At 61.7% G+C, this 14,437-nt stretch carries 15 protein-coding genes; 3 read left to right on the forward strand and 12 right to left on the reverse strand.

Annotated elements, in window-relative coordinates; translation table 11 throughout:
- Nucleotides 1-58: 58 nt before the first annotated feature.
- Nucleotides 59-832, forward strand: coding sequence for a MetQ/NlpA family ABC transporter substrate-binding protein (locus tag L6D82_RS17080; RefSeq protein ID WP_236190540.1), 774 nt, complete (start codon nucleotides 59-61; stop codon nucleotides 830-832).
- A gap of 294 nt (nucleotides 833-1,126) precedes the next feature.
- On the opposite strand, the gene L6D82_RS17085 is transcribed toward L6D82_RS17080, so the two are convergent.
- The 5 genes from L6D82_RS17085 to L6D82_RS17105 are packed head-to-tail and all read right to left on the reverse strand — an operon-like array spanning nucleotide 1,127 to nucleotide 5,035.
- Nucleotides 1,127-1,762: an SCO family protein gene (locus L6D82_RS17085; RefSeq protein WP_085733848.1), complete on the reverse strand. Its 636-nt coding sequence runs from the start codon at nucleotides 1,760-1,762 to the stop codon at nucleotides 1,127-1,129.
- Nucleotides 1,759-2,658 carry a heme o synthase gene (gene cyoE / locus L6D82_RS17090; protein WP_007953992.1) on the reverse strand — a complete coding sequence of 300 codons (900 nt, stop codon included), beginning with the start codon at nucleotides 2,656-2,658 and terminating at the stop codon, nucleotides 1,759-1,761. The genes L6D82_RS17085 and cyoE overlap by 4 nt, the downstream gene beginning before the upstream one ends.
- Nucleotides 2,646-3,725: a COX15/CtaA family protein gene (locus tag L6D82_RS17095; RefSeq protein ID WP_085748048.1), complete on the reverse strand. Its 1,080-nt coding sequence runs from the start codon at nucleotides 3,723-3,725 to the stop codon at nucleotides 2,646-2,648. Before L6D82_RS17095 ends, cyoE begins: the two co-directional genes overlap by 13 nt.
- Nucleotides 3,726-3,735: 10 nt before the next feature.
- Nucleotides 3,736-4,329 (reverse strand): hypothetical protein, encoded by a 594-nt coding sequence (locus L6D82_RS17100; RefSeq protein ID WP_085606407.1) that lies wholly within the window; start codon nucleotides 4,327-4,329, stop codon nucleotides 3,736-3,738.
- Nucleotides 4,295-5,035, reverse strand: coding sequence for an SURF1 family protein (locus L6D82_RS17105; RefSeq protein WP_207984543.1), 741 nt, complete (start codon nucleotides 5,033-5,035; stop codon nucleotides 4,295-4,297). Before L6D82_RS17105 ends, L6D82_RS17100 begins: the two co-directional genes overlap by 35 nt.
- Nucleotides 5,036-5,107: 72 nt before the next feature.
- Here L6D82_RS17105 and L6D82_RS17110 point away from each other — a divergent pair, with 72 nt between their 5' ends.
- On the forward strand, nucleotides 5,108-5,311 hold the full coding sequence (locus L6D82_RS17110) for a twin transmembrane helix small protein (protein ID WP_085748051.1): 204 nt from the start codon (nucleotides 5,108-5,110) through the stop codon (nucleotides 5,309-5,311).
- A 76-nt stretch (nucleotides 5,312-5,387) separates the two neighbouring features.
- Here L6D82_RS17110 and L6D82_RS17115 read toward each other — a convergent pair whose 3' ends face one another.
- The 4 genes from L6D82_RS17115 to coxB form a co-directional block, all read right to left on the reverse strand.
- Nucleotides 5,388-6,275, reverse strand: coding sequence for a cytochrome c oxidase subunit 3 (locus tag L6D82_RS17115; RefSeq protein WP_102688242.1), 888 nt, complete (start codon nucleotides 6,273-6,275; stop codon nucleotides 5,388-5,390).
- Between the two features lie 25 nt (nucleotides 6,276-6,300).
- Complete coding sequence (locus L6D82_RS17120) at nucleotides 6,301-6,852, reverse strand: cytochrome c oxidase assembly protein (protein ID WP_011331799.1); 552 nt, start codon at nucleotides 6,850-6,852, stop codon at nucleotides 6,301-6,303.
- Nucleotides 6,853-6,879: 27 nt separating this feature from the next.
- On the reverse strand, nucleotides 6,880-8,472 hold the full coding sequence (ctaD, locus tag L6D82_RS17125) for a cytochrome c oxidase subunit I (RefSeq protein WP_085612523.1): 1,593 nt from the start codon (nucleotides 8,470-8,472) through the stop codon (nucleotides 6,880-6,882).
- Nucleotides 8,473-8,554: 82 nt separating this feature from the next.
- Nucleotides 8,555-9,682 carry a cytochrome c oxidase subunit II gene (coxB, locus tag L6D82_RS17130; RefSeq protein WP_102718512.1) on the reverse strand — a complete coding sequence of 376 codons (1,128 nt, stop codon included), beginning with the start codon at nucleotides 9,680-9,682 and terminating at the stop codon, nucleotides 8,555-8,557.
- A gap of 369 nt (nucleotides 9,683-10,051) precedes the next feature.
- Between coxB and L6D82_RS17135 the strand changes: the two genes are divergently transcribed.
- Complete coding sequence (locus tag L6D82_RS17135) at nucleotides 10,052-10,684, forward strand: hypothetical protein (protein ID WP_007953981.1); 633 nt, start codon at nucleotides 10,052-10,054, stop codon at nucleotides 10,682-10,684.
- Nucleotides 10,685-10,735: 51 nt separating this feature from the next.
- Here the strand turns inward: L6D82_RS17135 and L6D82_RS17140 are convergent, their stop codons facing one another.
- The 3 genes from L6D82_RS17140 to L6D82_RS17150 form a co-directional block, all read right to left on the reverse strand.
- Nucleotides 10,736-12,262, reverse strand: a complete 1,527-nt coding sequence (locus L6D82_RS17140) for a SulP family inorganic anion transporter (RefSeq protein ID WP_102688243.1) — start codon at nucleotides 12,260-12,262, stop codon at nucleotides 10,736-10,738.
- 90 nt (nucleotides 12,263-12,352) lie between these two features.
- A complete protein-coding gene (locus L6D82_RS17145) occupies nucleotides 12,353-13,084 on the reverse strand; it encodes a carbonic anhydrase (protein ID WP_039764830.1) in 732 nt (243 codons plus the stop codon).
- Between the two features lie 238 nt (nucleotides 13,085-13,322).
- On the reverse strand, nucleotides 13,323-14,381 hold the full coding sequence (locus L6D82_RS17150; RefSeq protein WP_236190543.1) for a PA0069 family radical SAM protein: 1,059 nt from the start codon (nucleotides 14,379-14,381) through the stop codon (nucleotides 13,323-13,325).
- Nucleotides 14,382-14,437: the final 56 nt, after the last annotated feature.

Below are 14,437 nucleotides of genomic sequence, written 5' to 3' on the forward strand. Positions count from 1 at the left end.
ATGAGCCGGCCATTCGCTGGCAGGCGCCAGACGGGCGCCGTAAAAAGGAGTTAGCTGAATGAAAAAACTGATCGTTGCCCTGGCTGCCGTTGCAGCGTTCTCGGCCCACGCCGACGAAACCCTGACCGTTGCTGCCACTCCGGTGCCGCACGCGGAAATCCTCGAGTTCGTGAAGCCGGTACTGGCCAAAGAAGGCGTGGATCTGAAGGTCAAGGTCTTCACCGACTACGTTCAGCCGAACGTGCAGGTGGTCGAGAAGCGTCTGGACGCCAACTTCTTCCAGCACCAGCCGTACCTCGATGAGTTCAACAAGGCCAAGGGCACCAGCCTGGTGTCCGTGACCGGCGTGCACCTGGAACCGCTGGGCGCCTACTCCAGCAAATTCAAGAAAATCGAAGAGCTGCCAAGCGGCGCCAACGTGGTGATCCCGAACGACGCTACCAACGGCGGCCGTGCGCTGTTGCTGCTGGCCAAGGCCGGCGTGATCACCTTGAAGGATCCGAGCAACATCCTGTCGACCGTCAAGGACATCGCCCAGAACCCGAAAGACCTGAAGATCCGTGAACTGGAAGCCGCGACCATCCCGCGCGTGCTGACCCAGGTCGACCTGGCACTGATCAACACCAACTACGCGCTGGAAGCCAAGCTCGATCCGTCCAAGGACGCGCTGGTCATCGAAGGCAGCGACTCGCCTTACGTGAACATCCTCGTGTCCCGCGCGGACAACAAGGACAGCGACGCCATGAAGAAACTGGCCGCTGTGCTGCACAGCCCGGAAGTGAAGAAATTCATTACCGAGAAGTACAAAGGCGCGGTGTTGCCGGCGTTCTGATTCGGACGCCGCAACGAAAAAGGGGACGCCAGTGGCGTCCCCTTTTTTGTGGCCGGGTGTTCAGCTTTGGACCCACTGTGTATTCGTCCCTCACCCCAGCCCTCTCCCGAAGGGAGAGGGGGCCGACCGAGGTGTCCTGCGTCCTGCATCGACCTGAAAGATCTTGGCGATTATGGATTCGAAGCAGTACGTTAAATTCGGTGTAGCTCGCCAATATTCCCCATTCAGTCCCCTCTCCCTCCGGGCGGTCCGACGTTTCGGGAGGGTTAGGGTGAGGGCTAGCTTTTGATCTTCTTACTTGCGGTTCAACATCACCGGCAACTGCGCCACCAGCTTGGCATTATTTAACGGCGCCCGAATAAACCCGCGCTGTGTCCCGTCCGGCCCGATCACCGCCAGGTTCCCACTGTGATCCACCGTGTAGTTCGGCTTGCTGGTATCCGCCGGAATGAACGGAATGCTCACCGCGTTCGCCACCTTCTGCAGTTCTTCGATCGACTTCGGCGTGAGGCCGATGAACTGTGGATCGAAGTAACCCAGGTACTGCTTCAACTGCGCGGGGTTGTCGCGGTTCGGATCGACGCTGACCAGCACGATCTGCAATTTATCCACAGCATCCTTCGGCAGTTCGCTCTTGATCTGGCGCAGCTGGGCGAGGGTGGTCGGGCAGATGTCCGGGCAGAAGGTGTAGCCGAAGAACAGCAGGCTCCACTTGCCCTTGAGCTCGTTGACCGTGACCGGTTGGCCGTCCTGATTGGTCATCGTCACGTCCGGCAGGTTACGGCTCTGCGGCAGCAGGATGATGCCGGCGTCGATCAGCGCGGTCGGGTCGCCCTGGCCCTTGCCGCTCAGCACTTTGTTGACGGTCAGGCCGAGGATCAGCGCGATCACGGCGACGAGGATGAAGACGGTTTTCTGGGTTCGAGTCATAGGTTCAACAGTAAGTAGTGGTCTACGAGCAGGGCGATGAACAGCAGAAACAAGTACCAGATAGAGTACTTGAAGGTGTTGATCGCCGCGTGCGGTCGAGTGCCACGGTACAGCACCACGGCCCATTGCAGAAACCTGGCGCCCAGACCGAGCGCGCAGATCAGGTACAGCAGGCCGCTCATGTGGATCACGTACGGCAACAGGCTGACCGCCAGCAGGGCGAAGGTGTACAGCAGAATGTGCACCTTGGTGTAGTGCTCGCCGTGGGTGACCGGCAGCATCGGAATGTCGGCCTTGGCGTATTCCTCTTTGCGATGGATGGCCAGCGCCCAGAAGTGCGGCGGGGTCCAGGCGAAGATGATCAGCACCAGCAGCAGCGGTTCGGCACTGACGTGGCCGGTGGCCGCGGTCCAGCCGAGCAGTGGCGGAGCGGCGCCGGCGAGGCCGCCGATGACGATGTTCTGCGGCGTCGCACGTTTGAGAAAACCTGTGTAGATCACCGCGTAGCCGAGCAGCGAGGCCAGGGTCAGCCAGGCGGTCAGCGGATTGGTGAAAGTCAGCAGCAAGGCCTGGCCGAGCAGCGCCAGCACCAGCGCAAAGGTCAGTGCGCCTGTGGGCGAAACCCGGCCCTCGGCCAGCGGCCTTTTATGGGTGCGGGCCATGACCGCATCGATGCGTCGGTCCACCACATGATTGACCGCCGCCGCGCCACCGGCACACAGCGCGATCCCGAGGTTGCCGAACACCAGCACCGTCCACGGCACCCCGGCGCGGGTTGCGAGGAACATGCCGACCAGCGAGGTGATCAGCATCAGCACCACGACTTTCGGTTTGGTCAGCTCCAGATAATCACGCCACAGCGCCTGCGCCGGACGTTCGCCGATCAGAATCGCCATGGCGTCTCTCCTTTAATAGTGATGGGCGCCGCCGAGTGTTTGCGCGGGCTCAGGCGCCAGCGCGCGATCATCGGCTGCTTGACCCGAACCAGACTGGTCCGCGCGTGGTAGTTGACCAGCACCATCGTCAGCAGCAGCGCCGCACCGCCGGCGTTATGCGCCACGGCCACCGGCAGCGGCAGATGGAACAGCACGTTGCTGATGCCGAGGGTGATCTGCGCCGCGAGGGCGATCAGCACCAGCCCGGCCAGTCGGGTCATGCCCACCACTTTCAGTTGCCAGGCCAGACCGAGCAGGACGAGCGTCACCAGCAACGCGCCAATGCGATGGGTCAGGTGAATCGCCGTGCGTGCATCGCTGTCGAGTTGCCCGCCGAGGTAGTTGGGGCCGATGTGTTGGGTCAGATGAAAGCCGTTGGCGAAATCTGCCGGCGGCAGCCATTGGCCGTGGCAGGTCGGGAAGTCGATGCAGGCCACCGCCGCGTAGTTGGAACTGACCCAGCCGCCGAGAGCAATCTGGCCGATCACCAGCAACAGGCCGGCGGTCGCCCAATATTGCAGACGCTTGGGCACGGTCAGCGCCGGCAGCACGCCGGACAGTCGCAAGGTCAGCAGAAACAGCAGGCTCAAGGTCGCGAAGCCACCGAGCAAATGCCCGGTCACCACTTGCGGCCAGAGCTTGAGTGTCACCGTCCACATGCCGAACGCCGCCTGGGCGAACACCACCGCCAGCAGAAACAGCGGCAGTTTCAGCGGTTGCCCGGGATGACGACGATTGACCCACGCGCGCCCGGCCAGTACCGAGATCAGCATGCCGAGGGTGCCGGCGAAGTAGCGGTGGATCATCTCGTTCCAGCCTTTATGCGCCTCCACCGGCGAGTCGGGGTAATGCAGTTCGGCATGGGCCAGTTGGGCTTCGCTTTTCGGCACGCTGATGAACCCGTAGCAGCCCGGCCAGTCCGGACAGCCGAGGCCGGCGTGGGTCAGGCGGGTGTAGGCGCCGAGCAGCACGACGATCAGTGCCAGCAGGGTGGCAAACAGCGCGAGGCGAAATCCAGGTTTGGCCATGACGATGCCCTTATCCGATGTTCGACAGTTTCAGCAGGTGGCGCAGGTCGTTGAGCAGATCCTTGCCCTTGACGCTCGGGTCGTAGCGCAGCACGAGGTTGCCGTGGGGATCGATGATCCACAGTTGCGGCGTGGCCTTGTCGCCCGTGGCCTTGCTGAAGGTGGCTGCGTCCAGCGGGTAGCGTTGCAGCTGCGGGTATTCGCGGGTCAGCTTGGCTTCGTAGTCGGCGGCCAGTGGTTGCGCGGCGGCCAGGGCGTGGCTGGCGCGCCCGGCTTCGCGGCCCAGGCCGATCTGGATCTGCCGCGCCAGGTACACCAGTTGCTGGCAGTCCACCGCGCAATCCTTCGGCGCGGTGACCAGCATCTGCCAGCGCGTTTCGTCAGCCTGGATGCCAAGGTCGGCGCGGGTCTGGCCGTTGCCGATCAGTTCGCCGTGATAGCTGCGACCTTCCGGCACCCAGAACTGCAACTTGTACATGCCGGTGGCGAGGATCATCGGACCGACCACGCCAAGCACGATCAGCAGCAGCTGGATGCGTCCGCGACGGCGACTGGCCGGGGCTTTTGCTTCAGACATGCTGGGTGGATTCATGGCCGCTCCCATGGTGTTTCTCCTTTGCGTTGTGCCAGCCGAGATAGAGGTAAAGACCGAGCAGGGCGGTGGCCATGGCAAACCACTGCACGGCGTAACCGAGGTGTTTTTCCGGGCCCATCGCGACCACCGGCCAGTCGGCCTGATAGCTGGCCGGACCGGGTTCGGCGCGTAATTCGTAGGCGAAGCCGTCGCGTTCGAGGGTTTTCCACAGCTTCGCGGGTTCGACGGCGGTGACGGTTTGCGGCCAGGTACTGCTGACCGGATCGGCATGCAGCTGGAAGGTGGCGCCGGGGGCGACGTACACCCAGGCATCGACATTCACGGCATCGGTCGGTGTGTTGAATTGCGGGGCCGTGCGTCGGTCCGGCCACGGCAGCCAGCCGCGATTGACCAGCAGCCACTGGCCGCTGCGTTGATCCTGAAACGGTTGCAGCAATTCGACGCCGACCTTGCCGTTGCGCTGACGGTTGTCCAGCAACAGGCTGTGGGCGGCGTCGAACTGGCCGTGCAGATGCACCCGGCGAAAGGCCGGATCGGCGCTGTGCAGCAACTCGGTGCTGGCCATCGGTTCGGCGGCGCGGCGTTCGGCGTAGCTGGCGAGCAGGGCGGTTTTCTCCGCGCCCCGGCCCAGTTGCCAGAAGCCCAGCGAAATCAGCAACGGCAGCAGCAGGCCGACCACCAGGGTCGGCACCACACCCGGCCGGAAGCGCTTCATGGTCGCGCCAGAAAATCAGTGAACGCGATCGCTATACTCAACTGCATCGCTTGTTCCCCCGGAGTTCTTCCCATGCTCAAAGCAGCCATCGTCCTGATGCTGATTGCCACGGTGGTCAGCCTGTTCAGCGGCCTGTTTTTCCTGGTCAAGGACGACAGCAGCTCGAATCGGCTGGTGATCGCCTTGAGTGTTCGGGTGGCGTTGGCCGCTTGCACCGTCGGCTTGATTGCCTGGGGTTTCTACAGCGGCCAACTGGTGTCCCACGTGCCGTGGTAGCTGCAAGCGCCAAGCTACAAGCTACAAGCCTTACCGTTTTGACTTGAAGCTCGCAGCTCGCGGCTCGCAGCTGCTGTTAAAGCACATAAACGAAGATGAACAAGCCGATCCAAACCACATCGACGAAGTGCCAATACCAGCTCGCCGCTTCAAAACCGAACTGATGTTCGTTGTCGAAGTGGCCCTTCATGATGCGCAGCAGCATCACGAACAGAATGATCGTGCCGATGGTCACGTGGGCGCCGTGGAAACCGGTGAGCATGAAGAACGTCGCGCCGTAGATGCCCGAGCCGAGGGTCAGCCCCAGTTCGTGGTAGGCGTGGATGTATTCTTCGGCCTGGAAGCCGAGGAACGCGCAACCCAGCAGCACGGTGATCGCCAGCCACAGTTTCAGCGCGCCGCGATGACCTTTCTTCAGCGCGTGGTGGGCGATGGTGATGGTCACGCTGGAACTCACCAGCAGGATGGTGTTGATCAGCGGCAGGCCCCAGGGGCTGATGACTTCCTTGGGCGGCGGGAACAGTTTCGGATCCGGCGTGTGCAACAGCGGCCAGGTGAACTGGAAGTTCGGCCAGAGCATATGAGCGATGCCTTTGGTGCCTTCGCCGCCCAGCGCCGGGCCGGAGATGTGTCGCACGTAGAACAGCGCGCCGAAGAAGGCGATGAAGAACATCACCTCGGAGAAGATGAACCAGCTCATGCCCCAGCGGAACGAGCGGTCCAGCTGCGGGCTGTACAACCCCGCGCGGCTTTCCTTGATCACTGTGCCGAACCAGCCGAACAGCATGTACGCCAGCAACAGGCCGCCGACGAAAAAGATCAGCGGGCCGTGGGATTCCGGACGCGCTGCCTTCAGATCGTTGAACCAGGTCGCCAGACCGTACACGGTGACGAACATCCCCACCGTGGCGACGATCGGCCACTTGCTCTGGGCCGGGACGTAATAGTGCTCATGAGTTGCCATTTATTGTTCTCCTTATCGGGCACGCTTAACCGCCAGTGTTTGCAGCCACCGGAGGATGTCGGGCGGTGATATCGAACAGCGTGTAGGACAGCGTCAGGTGCTTCACGTCCTTGGGCATGTCGCGGTCAACGATGAAACGCACCGGCATCTCGATCTGCTGACCGGGCTGCAGCACCTGCTGGGTAAAACAAAAGCATTCGGTCTTGTGGAAATACGCCGCCGCATTGCTCGGCGCGATGCTCGGCACCGCTTGCGCGCTCATCGGTTTGTCGGTGGGGTTGCGCGCGATGAAGATCATCTCGTTCACCGCGCCGGGGTTGGCCGTCAGTTCGTCATGCTTGGGATAGAAATCCCACGGCATGTCGGCGGTGTTGGTCGACAGAAACTGCACCCGCACCTGCCGCGAAGCATCGACGGTCTGCTCGCCCTCGTACTGCCCGGCGGTCTTGCCGTTGATACCGAACGCCTTGCACATCACGTCGTAGATCGGCACCAGGGCAAAGCCGAAGACGAACATCGCCACCACCACGCCGAGCAGTCGGGTGACCAGCTTCTTCATCGAAATCGAGTCAGCCATGGTGGCGGCCCTCAACGGCTACAGGGTTCATTTCACTTCCGGCGGCGTGGTGAAGGTGTGATACGGCGCCGGTGACGGCACGCTCCATTCCAGACCTTCGGCGCCATCCCACGGTTTGGCCGGAGCCGGCTCGCCGCCACGGATGGTCTTGATCACGATGAACAGGAAGAAGATCTGCGTGGCGCCGAACATGAACGCGCCGATCGACGAGACCATGTTGAAGTCGGCGAACTGCAGGTTGTAGTCCGGAATCCGCCGGGGCATGCCCGCCAGTCCCACGAAGTGCATCGGGAAGAACGTCAGGTTCATGCCGACGAAGGACAGCCAGAAGTGCAGCTTGCCCAGGGTTTCGTCGTACATGTGGCCGGTCCATTTCGGCAGCCAGTAATAGGCCGATGCGAAAATCCCGAAGATCGCCCCCGGCACCAGCACGTAGTGGAAGTGCGCGACCACGAAGTAGGTGTCCTGGTACTGGAAGTCCGCCGGGGCGATGGCCAGCATCAGCCCGGAGAAACCGCCGATCGAGAACAGGATCACGAACGCCACGGCAAACAGCATCGGCGTCTCGAAGGTCATCGAGCCCTGCCACATGGTGCTGGCCCAGTTGAACACCTTCACCCCGGTCGGCACCGCGATCAGCATCGTCGCGTACATGAAGAACAACTCGCCCACCAGCGGGATGCCCACCACGAACATGTGGTGCGCCCAGACGATAAACGACAGGAACGCGATGCTCGCCGTGGCGTAGACCATCGAGGTGTAGCCGAACAGCGGCTTGCGCGAGAAGGTCGGGATGATCTGGCTGACGGCACCGAAGGCCGGCAGGATCATGATGTACACCTCGGGGTGGCCGAAGAACCAGAACACATGCTGGAACAGCACCGGGTCACCGCCACCGGCGGCACTGAAGAAGCTGGTGCCGAAGTGGATGTCCATCAACATCATCGTCACGCACCCGGCCAGCACCGGCATCACCGCGATCAGCAGGAACGCGGTGATCAGCCAGGTCCAGACGAACAGCGGCATTTTCATCAGGGTCATGCCGGGGGCGCGCAGGTTGAGGATGGTAGCGATCACGTTGATCGCGCCCATGATCGAACTGATCCCCATCAGGTGGATGGCGAAGATGAAGAACGTCACGCTTTCCGGCGCATAGGTGGTGGACAGCGGCGCGTAGAACGTCCAGCCGAAGTTTGGCCCGCCACCGGCGGTGAACAGGGTCGAGACCAGCAGCAGAAACGCCGCCGGCAGCAGCCAGAAGCTGAAGTTGTTCATCCGCGGCAGGGCCATGTCCGGCGCGCCGACCATCAACGGGATCATCCAGTTGGCGAGGCCGACGAACGCCGGCATCACCGCACCGAATACCATCACCAGACCGTGCATGGTGGTCATCTGGTTGAAGAATTCCGGCTGGACGATCTGCAGGCCGGGCTGGAACAGCTCGGCGCGGATCACCATGGCGAACGAGCCGCCGAGCAGGAACATGCAGAACGCAAACCACAGGTACAGCGTGCCGATGTCCTTGTGGTTGGTGGTCAGTACCCAGCGCATCAGGCCTTTGGCGGGGCCGTGGGCATGGTCGTGGTCGGCATGACCGTGGTCATCGATGACAGCGCTCATGGCCGGTCTCCTTCAAGTGAGTGGACTGGGCAGGCCGGGGCGCAGGGCTCCGGCCGGTTCATGAAGTACGCAATAGACCGGCTCATTTGCTTTCCGCCTGTTTCAGCTCCAGCACTTCTTTTGGCGTGACCATGTCGCCCTTGTTGTTGCCCCAGGCGTTACGTTCGTAGGTCACGACTGCTGCGATATCGACTTCCGACAACTGCTTGCCGAACGCCGCCATGGCGGTGCCGGGCTTGCCGTGGAAGACAATGCTCAGGTGCGCGTCTTTCGGGCCGGTGGCGATTTTCGAGCCCTTGAGGGCCGGGAACATCGGCGGCAGGCCCTGGCCTTCGGCCTGGTGACAGGCGACGCAGGTGGTGTGGTAGATCTTGTCGCCGCGCTCCTTGAGCTCGTCGAGAGTCCATTCCTTGCTGGTCAGCTCCTTGAGCTGCAACGCTTCGGCCTTGCGCTCGGCGAGCCATTTTTCGTAGTCGGCCTTCTCCTTGACGTCGACCACGATCGGCATGAAGCCGTGGTCCTTGCCGCACAGCTCGGCGCACTGGCCACGGTAGAGGCCGGGCTTGTCGATGCGGGTCCAGGCTTCGTTGACGAACCCGGGAATCGCATCGCGCTTGACCGCGAAGGCCGGCACCCACCAGGAGTGGATCACGTCGGCGGAGGTCACGAGGAAGCGCACCTTGGCGCCGGTCGGCAGCACCAGTGGCTTGTCGACCTCGAGCAGGTAATGCTCGCCCTTGGCTTCCTTGTTGTGAATCTGTTCGGCGGGCGTGGCCAGGTTGCTGAAGAACTCGACGTCCTGGCCCAGGTATTTGTAGTGCCACTTCCACTGATAACCGGTGATCTGGATATCGATATCCGGCTCACTGGTGTCGTACATCTTGATCAGGGTCGCGGTCGCCGGAACGGCCATCGCCACCAGGATCAGCAGCGGGACGACGGTCCAGAGAATTTCGACGGTGGTGCTTTCGTGGAATTTTGCGGCGACCTGCCCGGTAGAACGGCGGTGCACCATCATCGACCAGAACATGGCGCCGAAGACGATGATCCCGATCACCACACAGATCCAGAAAATGGTCATGTGCAGGTCGAATACTGCGTGACTGATTTCAGTCGCTCCAGGCGCCATATTCACAGTCCAGGCAGCTTGCACCGGGCTGAAAATCGACCACAACAGGAGGCCCATCCAGACGTGTGGATGTCGCATCATTGCGGGTTCCCCTTATCGTTCTTGTTATCCCGCCGGCTTTCACCAGAGGCAAGGGAGCGGCTGCATCAGACTACGAACTTGAATCGCCGGGCCTTGCTGCGTGGGCAGTCGGGCGTCATCAGCTAACTCCATTCAATGGCGAGTATAGACAGCCACCGAGAAATGCAATGTGCGGACGTAAATCGTATGAAACAGCTGGCACTTGCGTTCCAGGGCACGAATGGAGAAGGATGCAGACGAGTGTTGGCAAACCGATATAACGCCGTTGCATCAAGGATGAAATAATTATGACAAATGCGTCTTAGCATTTTTCGTAAGCCAGCTAAGTTATGTCTTCCCTATTTCATTGCCTTGTTTCCTGGAGTTTTCATGAACACCGCCGCATTGCGCGAGCAGATCCACATAGCCCGACAACACGAGATTGAAACCGGAAAGCTGACCCGTCAGCTGGAAGCCCAACTGCAACACCTGCACCCGGCCATCCAGTTGCCGGAAACCGACGCCAACGGCGTGCTGACGCGTTTTGTCGCCGCCTACATCGACGAAGTGCCAGACCTGCTGGATGCAGCCAATGAAGTCGCCAGGGAAGCGGGAATCGAGTCGCAGATCAAACCGGTGCTGAAAATCGCCGAGCAGTACTTCATCCAGCCGCCCGTGGGCCTGGACAGTCTGCTGGACGAAGCCTATCTGGCGCACCGTTTTGTCGAAGAGGTCAACGACCTGTACATCAAGCATTTCGGCCAGCCACTGATCCCCTTGGACATGACGGTCGCCAATCTGATTGCTCACCAGTTGATCGGTGAGGAATTTGCCAACCAACTCGACGAAGTGGTGCATCACGCAGTGGACAGCATGCTCGACGACGACAGCTTTGCGCTGGAGTCGGTGGAAGCCTACCGCGAGAAACTCAGCAGCCCGGACACCGGTGCGGCGTGGAAACGCTGGCCGTGCATGAGCCGCCGTCTGGGCGTGGGCCTGGAGCTGGATCAGCCTGCGGCTTGATCCCGGCGCAAACGATTGGGGGAACAGATTGCTCTGTTCCCCCAAATGTTTTCAGCCCGCCGCTCCGATCCCGGTGGTGGTGCGGATCCGCCCCTCGAGCCGTCGTTTCAACCCGCGCGACTCGATCAACAGCTTCGCCCCCTTGGCCGCATTCGCCCGGCCCCACTCTTCGAGCAGTTCCAGACACGAATGGTCGATGTAGCTCAGGTTATTGAGCGGCACATGCACCGTGGTGCCCGGCGGAATGCTGCCCAGTACCTGAGTCAGTGCCGGCACTTTGAGGAACGTCGCGGCGCCCACCAGGCGCAACTCCATTTCCCCGTCCTGCGGCAGATCGATCAGGCTGATTTTCAGGCGTGAGGCCTTGAACGCCAGTTTCACCAGGGTCAGACCGAAACCGATCAGCACGCCGGTCAACAGGTCGGTGAAGATGATCGCCAGTGCTGTGGCGGCGTAGGTGAACATCGGCATCCGGCCATATCGGGCCAGACCACGGAATGCCTTGAGGTCCACCAGTTTGAAGCCGGTGTAGACCAGAACGCCCGCCAGACTCGCCACCGGAATGCTCTGCAACACGCTCGACAGCAACAGCACGAACGCCAGCAGCCACAGGCCATGGAAAATCGTCGAGTAGCGTGTGGTGGCGCCGGCCTGGACGTTGGCCGAACTGCGCACGATCACCCCCGTCATCGGCAGCGCGCCGACCAGACCGCAAAGCATGTTGCCGACGCCTTGCGCGGACAGCTCCCGGTCGAAATCCGAACGCGGGCCGCTGTGCATGCGATCCACCGCAGCGGCGGACAGCAGGGTTTCGGCGCTGGCGATGAAGGCGACGGCGAATGCGGCGATCAGCAGCGTTGGATCGGCGAGACTGAGCAGATCCGCCGGTTTCAGCCAGTCGATGGCTTCGGCGAGATTCTCTGGCACTTCAACCCGTTTCACTTGCAACGCCAACAGCAGGCTGGCGCCTGTCGCCAGCCCGACCCCGAGCAGCGCGCCCGGAATAAAGCGCAGCGAATGCGGGCGGAATTTCTCCCACAACCACATCACGGCTATGGTCGACAGCCCGAGCAACCCGGCCTGCCAGCCTAAGGACGGCAAGGCCTGCGCCACTGCGCCGGGGAATGCCGTGAGGTTGTCGAGGCCGGAGGGTTTCGGTGACGCATCGAGCATCACATGCACTTGCGACAGCACAATCAGCACGCCAATCCCCGCGAGCATGCCGTACACCACCGCTGGCGCCGTGACCCGAAACCAGCAACCGAGCTTCAGCCGTCCGGCCACCAGTTGCAGAAAACCGGCGAGCAGCAGGATCGGCCCGAGCATTTCGATGCCGTGCTGGCGCACCAGCTCGAACACCAGCACCGCCAGACCCGCCGCCGGCCCGCTGACCTGCAACGGCGACCCCGCCAGCCAGCCCACCACCAGACCGCCGATGATCCCGGTGATCAGGCCTTTGGCCGGCGGCAGCCCTGACGCAATGGCAATGCCCATGCACAGCGGCAGGGCGACCAGAAACACAACCACTGAAGCGAGCAGCTCCCGTGGCAACACAGCTTTCAATTGAGCCGCACGCATGGCGATACTCCCGAAGTTTTCTTCAGGCGTGGCAAGGCCTGGCCGCTGAAACAGCGGCCGGCGTCAAACCACACAGATTTTTAGGAGGATTTAGAAGCGCGCTTTGGGCGTCGCCACCGGGATCGGATGGCTGCCGTCGAGCGGCAGGAAGCATCCCTGATCCGCGTCGTAAGCTTTGATTTCGCTGGTTTCGATGTTGTAGACCCAGCCATGGATGAACAGATGACCGTTCGCCATGCGCGAGGCTACCGAAGGATGGGTACGCAAGTGCTGCAGTTGGGCGATGACGTTTTCCTCGGTGAGGATCGGCATGCTTTCTTTTTCGTCGGCGCAGTTGCAGTTGTCATGCACCATGGTTTTCGCGACTTCGGCGTGGCGCAGCCAGGCTTTGACCGTCGGCATCTTTTCCAGGCTGTCCGGGTTGAGCACCGCGCGCATGGCGCCGCAGTCGGAGTGGCCGCAGATGATGATGTGCTGCACGCCAAGTGCCAGAACCGCATATTCGATGGCGGTGGAAACGCCGCCGTTCATCTGGCCGTAGGGTGGCACCACGTTGCCGACGTTCCGCGTCACGAACAGATCGCCGGGCGAACTCTGGGTGATCAGTTCGGGCACGATGCGCGAATCGGCGCAGGTGATGAACATGGCCCGTGGCGACTGGGCCGTGGCGAGTTTCTTGAAGAGTTCTTCCTGCTGCGGAAAGACCTCATGATGAAAATGCAAAAAGCCGTCAACGATACGATTCAACGCTGCATCGGCGGATTCCGCCACAGGGGCGGCTTGCGCCGACGCAGCCAACGGCTGTTTATCCTTGTCACTCATGATTCATCCTCATTGGCGGATTCGGGGAGTCGTTCCCGTGTATTCCGGTGTGAAGCCAGTGGCTGTTTAGAACATCCGGGTCATCCCGACCCGTCAGTCACTCGATGAACAAGGTAACCGCCGAAACTTAACTCAAACTGAATCAAGCGCTCTAGAACGTGTGTTCCAGGTCACAAAAAACGTGACCGGCGTAAACCGGGCCCAGCATTCCTTCCTCTCAACCATAGGCCAATTGACCCTAAATCAGCGCTATCTGGCGACCCGGCGGACAGAAGGCTGTGCAGTCGAGGTTGAAGCCTTCGCGGTGATTGAGCCCCAGGCGCTTGATCGCTTTGGCGAAGCGCTGGGCGAGCAGATCGGCGAACGGACCCTCGCCGCGCATCCGGGCACCGAAACGGCTGTCGTAAAGCTCGCCGCCACGGCTCTGGCGGATCAGGCTCAACACATGCGCCGCACGTTGCGGGTAGTGCGCCTCAAGCCATTCCTCGAACAGCGGCGCCACCTCCAGCGGCAGGCGCAGCATCATGTAGGCCGCGCTCTGGGCACCGGCGGCGTGGGCTTCGGTCAGCAGGCTTTCGATTTCGCTGTCGTTGATCATCGGAATCATCGGCGAACACAGCACACCGACCGGAATCCCCGCCTCGCGCATCACCCGAATCGCCCGCAACCGGGCCTTGGGCGCAGCGGCGCGGGGTTCGAGGATGCGTTTGAGTTCGTCGTCCAGGGTGGTCAGGCTGATCATCACCGCCACCAGCTGTTGTTGCGCCAGTTCGGTGAGCAGGTCGAGGTCGCGCAGGATCAGCGAGCCCTTGGTGACGATGGTCACCGGATGCCGGTAGCGCAGCAGCACTTCGAGGGTCTGGCGTGTGATCCGGTGTTCGCGTTCGATCGGCTGATAGGGATCGGTATTGGAGCCGAGGTTGATCGGCGCGCATTGATAGCCTTTTTTCCCCAGCTGTTCTTCCAGCACCTGGGCGGCGTTGGTTTTGGCGATCAGTTTGGTTTCGAAATCCAGCCCCGGCGACATGTCCCAATAGGCGTGGCTGGGTCGTGCATAGCAATAAATGCAGCCGTGCTCGCAGCCGCGATAGGGATTGATCGAGCGGTCGAACGGCAGGTCCGGCGAGGTGTTGCGGGTGATGATGGTCTTCGCGGTTTCGAAGCTGACTTCGGTGCCCTGGGTCAAAGGCACTTCCTGAAACCAGCCGTCATCCTCGGCCACCGAACGACTCGGCGCGAAGCGGTTGTGCGGGTTGGTCGCGGTGCCGCGACCGCGCGGGGGCAAGGGGCTGGTCATCACGGGTGTCCTTTGTCTGTACATGCATACAGTATCCGCAAGGTGGCGGAGGATCC

It is taken from the genome of Pseudomonas paraglycinae, from assembly GCF_021601625.1.
In the GTDB taxonomy this organism is placed as follows: Bacteria; Pseudomonadota; Gammaproteobacteria; order Pseudomonadales; family Pseudomonadaceae; genus Aquipseudomonas; species Aquipseudomonas paraglycinae.

Coding starts and splice junctions, on each gene's coding strand:
- L6D82_RS17105 (WP_207984543.1), bottom strand. CDS start 5,035: ATGAAGCGCTTCCGGCCGGGTGTGGTGCCGACCCTGGTGGTCGGCCTG.
- L6D82_RS17150 (WP_236190543.1), bottom strand. CDS start 14,381: ATGACCAGCCCCTTGCCCCCGCGCGGTCGCGGCACCGCGACCAACCCG.
- L6D82_RS17115 (WP_102688242.1), bottom strand. CDS start 6,275: ATGGCAACTCATGAGCACTATTACGTCCCGGCCCAGAGCAAGTGGCCG.
- L6D82_RS17085 (WP_085733848.1), bottom strand. CDS start 1,762: ATGACTCGAACCCAGAAAACCGTCTTCATCCTCGTCGCCGTGATCGCG.
- L6D82_RS17080 (WP_236190540.1), top strand. CDS start 59: ATGAAAAAACTGATCGTTGCCCTGGCTGCCGTTGCAGCGTTCTCGGCC.
- L6D82_RS17110 (WP_085748051.1), top strand. CDS start 5,108: ATGCTCAAAGCAGCCATCGTCCTGATGCTGATTGCCACGGTGGTCAGC.
- L6D82_RS17140 (WP_102688243.1), bottom strand. CDS start 12,262: ATGCGTGCGGCTCAATTGAAAGCTGTGTTGCCACGGGAGCTGCTCGCT.
- L6D82_RS17095 (WP_085748048.1), bottom strand. CDS start 3,725: ATGGCCAAACCTGGATTTCGCCTCGCGCTGTTTGCCACCCTGCTGGCA.
- L6D82_RS17145 (WP_039764830.1), bottom strand. CDS start 13,084: ATGAGTGACAAGGATAAACAGCCGTTGGCTGCGTCGGCGCAAGCCGCC.
- ctaD (WP_085612523.1), bottom strand. CDS start 8,472: ATGAGCGCTGTCATCGATGACCACGGTCATGCCGACCACGACCATGCC.
- L6D82_RS17100 (WP_085606407.1), bottom strand. CDS start 4,329: ATGGGAGCGGCCATGAATCCACCCAGCATGTCTGAAGCAAAAGCCCCG.
- L6D82_RS17135 (WP_007953981.1), top strand. CDS start 10,052: ATGAACACCGCCGCATTGCGCGAGCAGATCCACATAGCCCGACAACAC.
- L6D82_RS17120 (WP_011331799.1), bottom strand. CDS start 6,852: ATGGCTGACTCGATTTCGATGAAGAAGCTGGTCACCCGACTGCTCGGC.
- coxB (WP_102718512.1), bottom strand. CDS start 9,682: ATGATGCGACATCCACACGTCTGGATGGGCCTCCTGTTGTGGTCGATT.
- cyoE (WP_007953992.1), bottom strand. CDS start 2,658: ATGGCGATTCTGATCGGCGAACGTCCGGCGCAGGCGCTGTGGCGTGAT.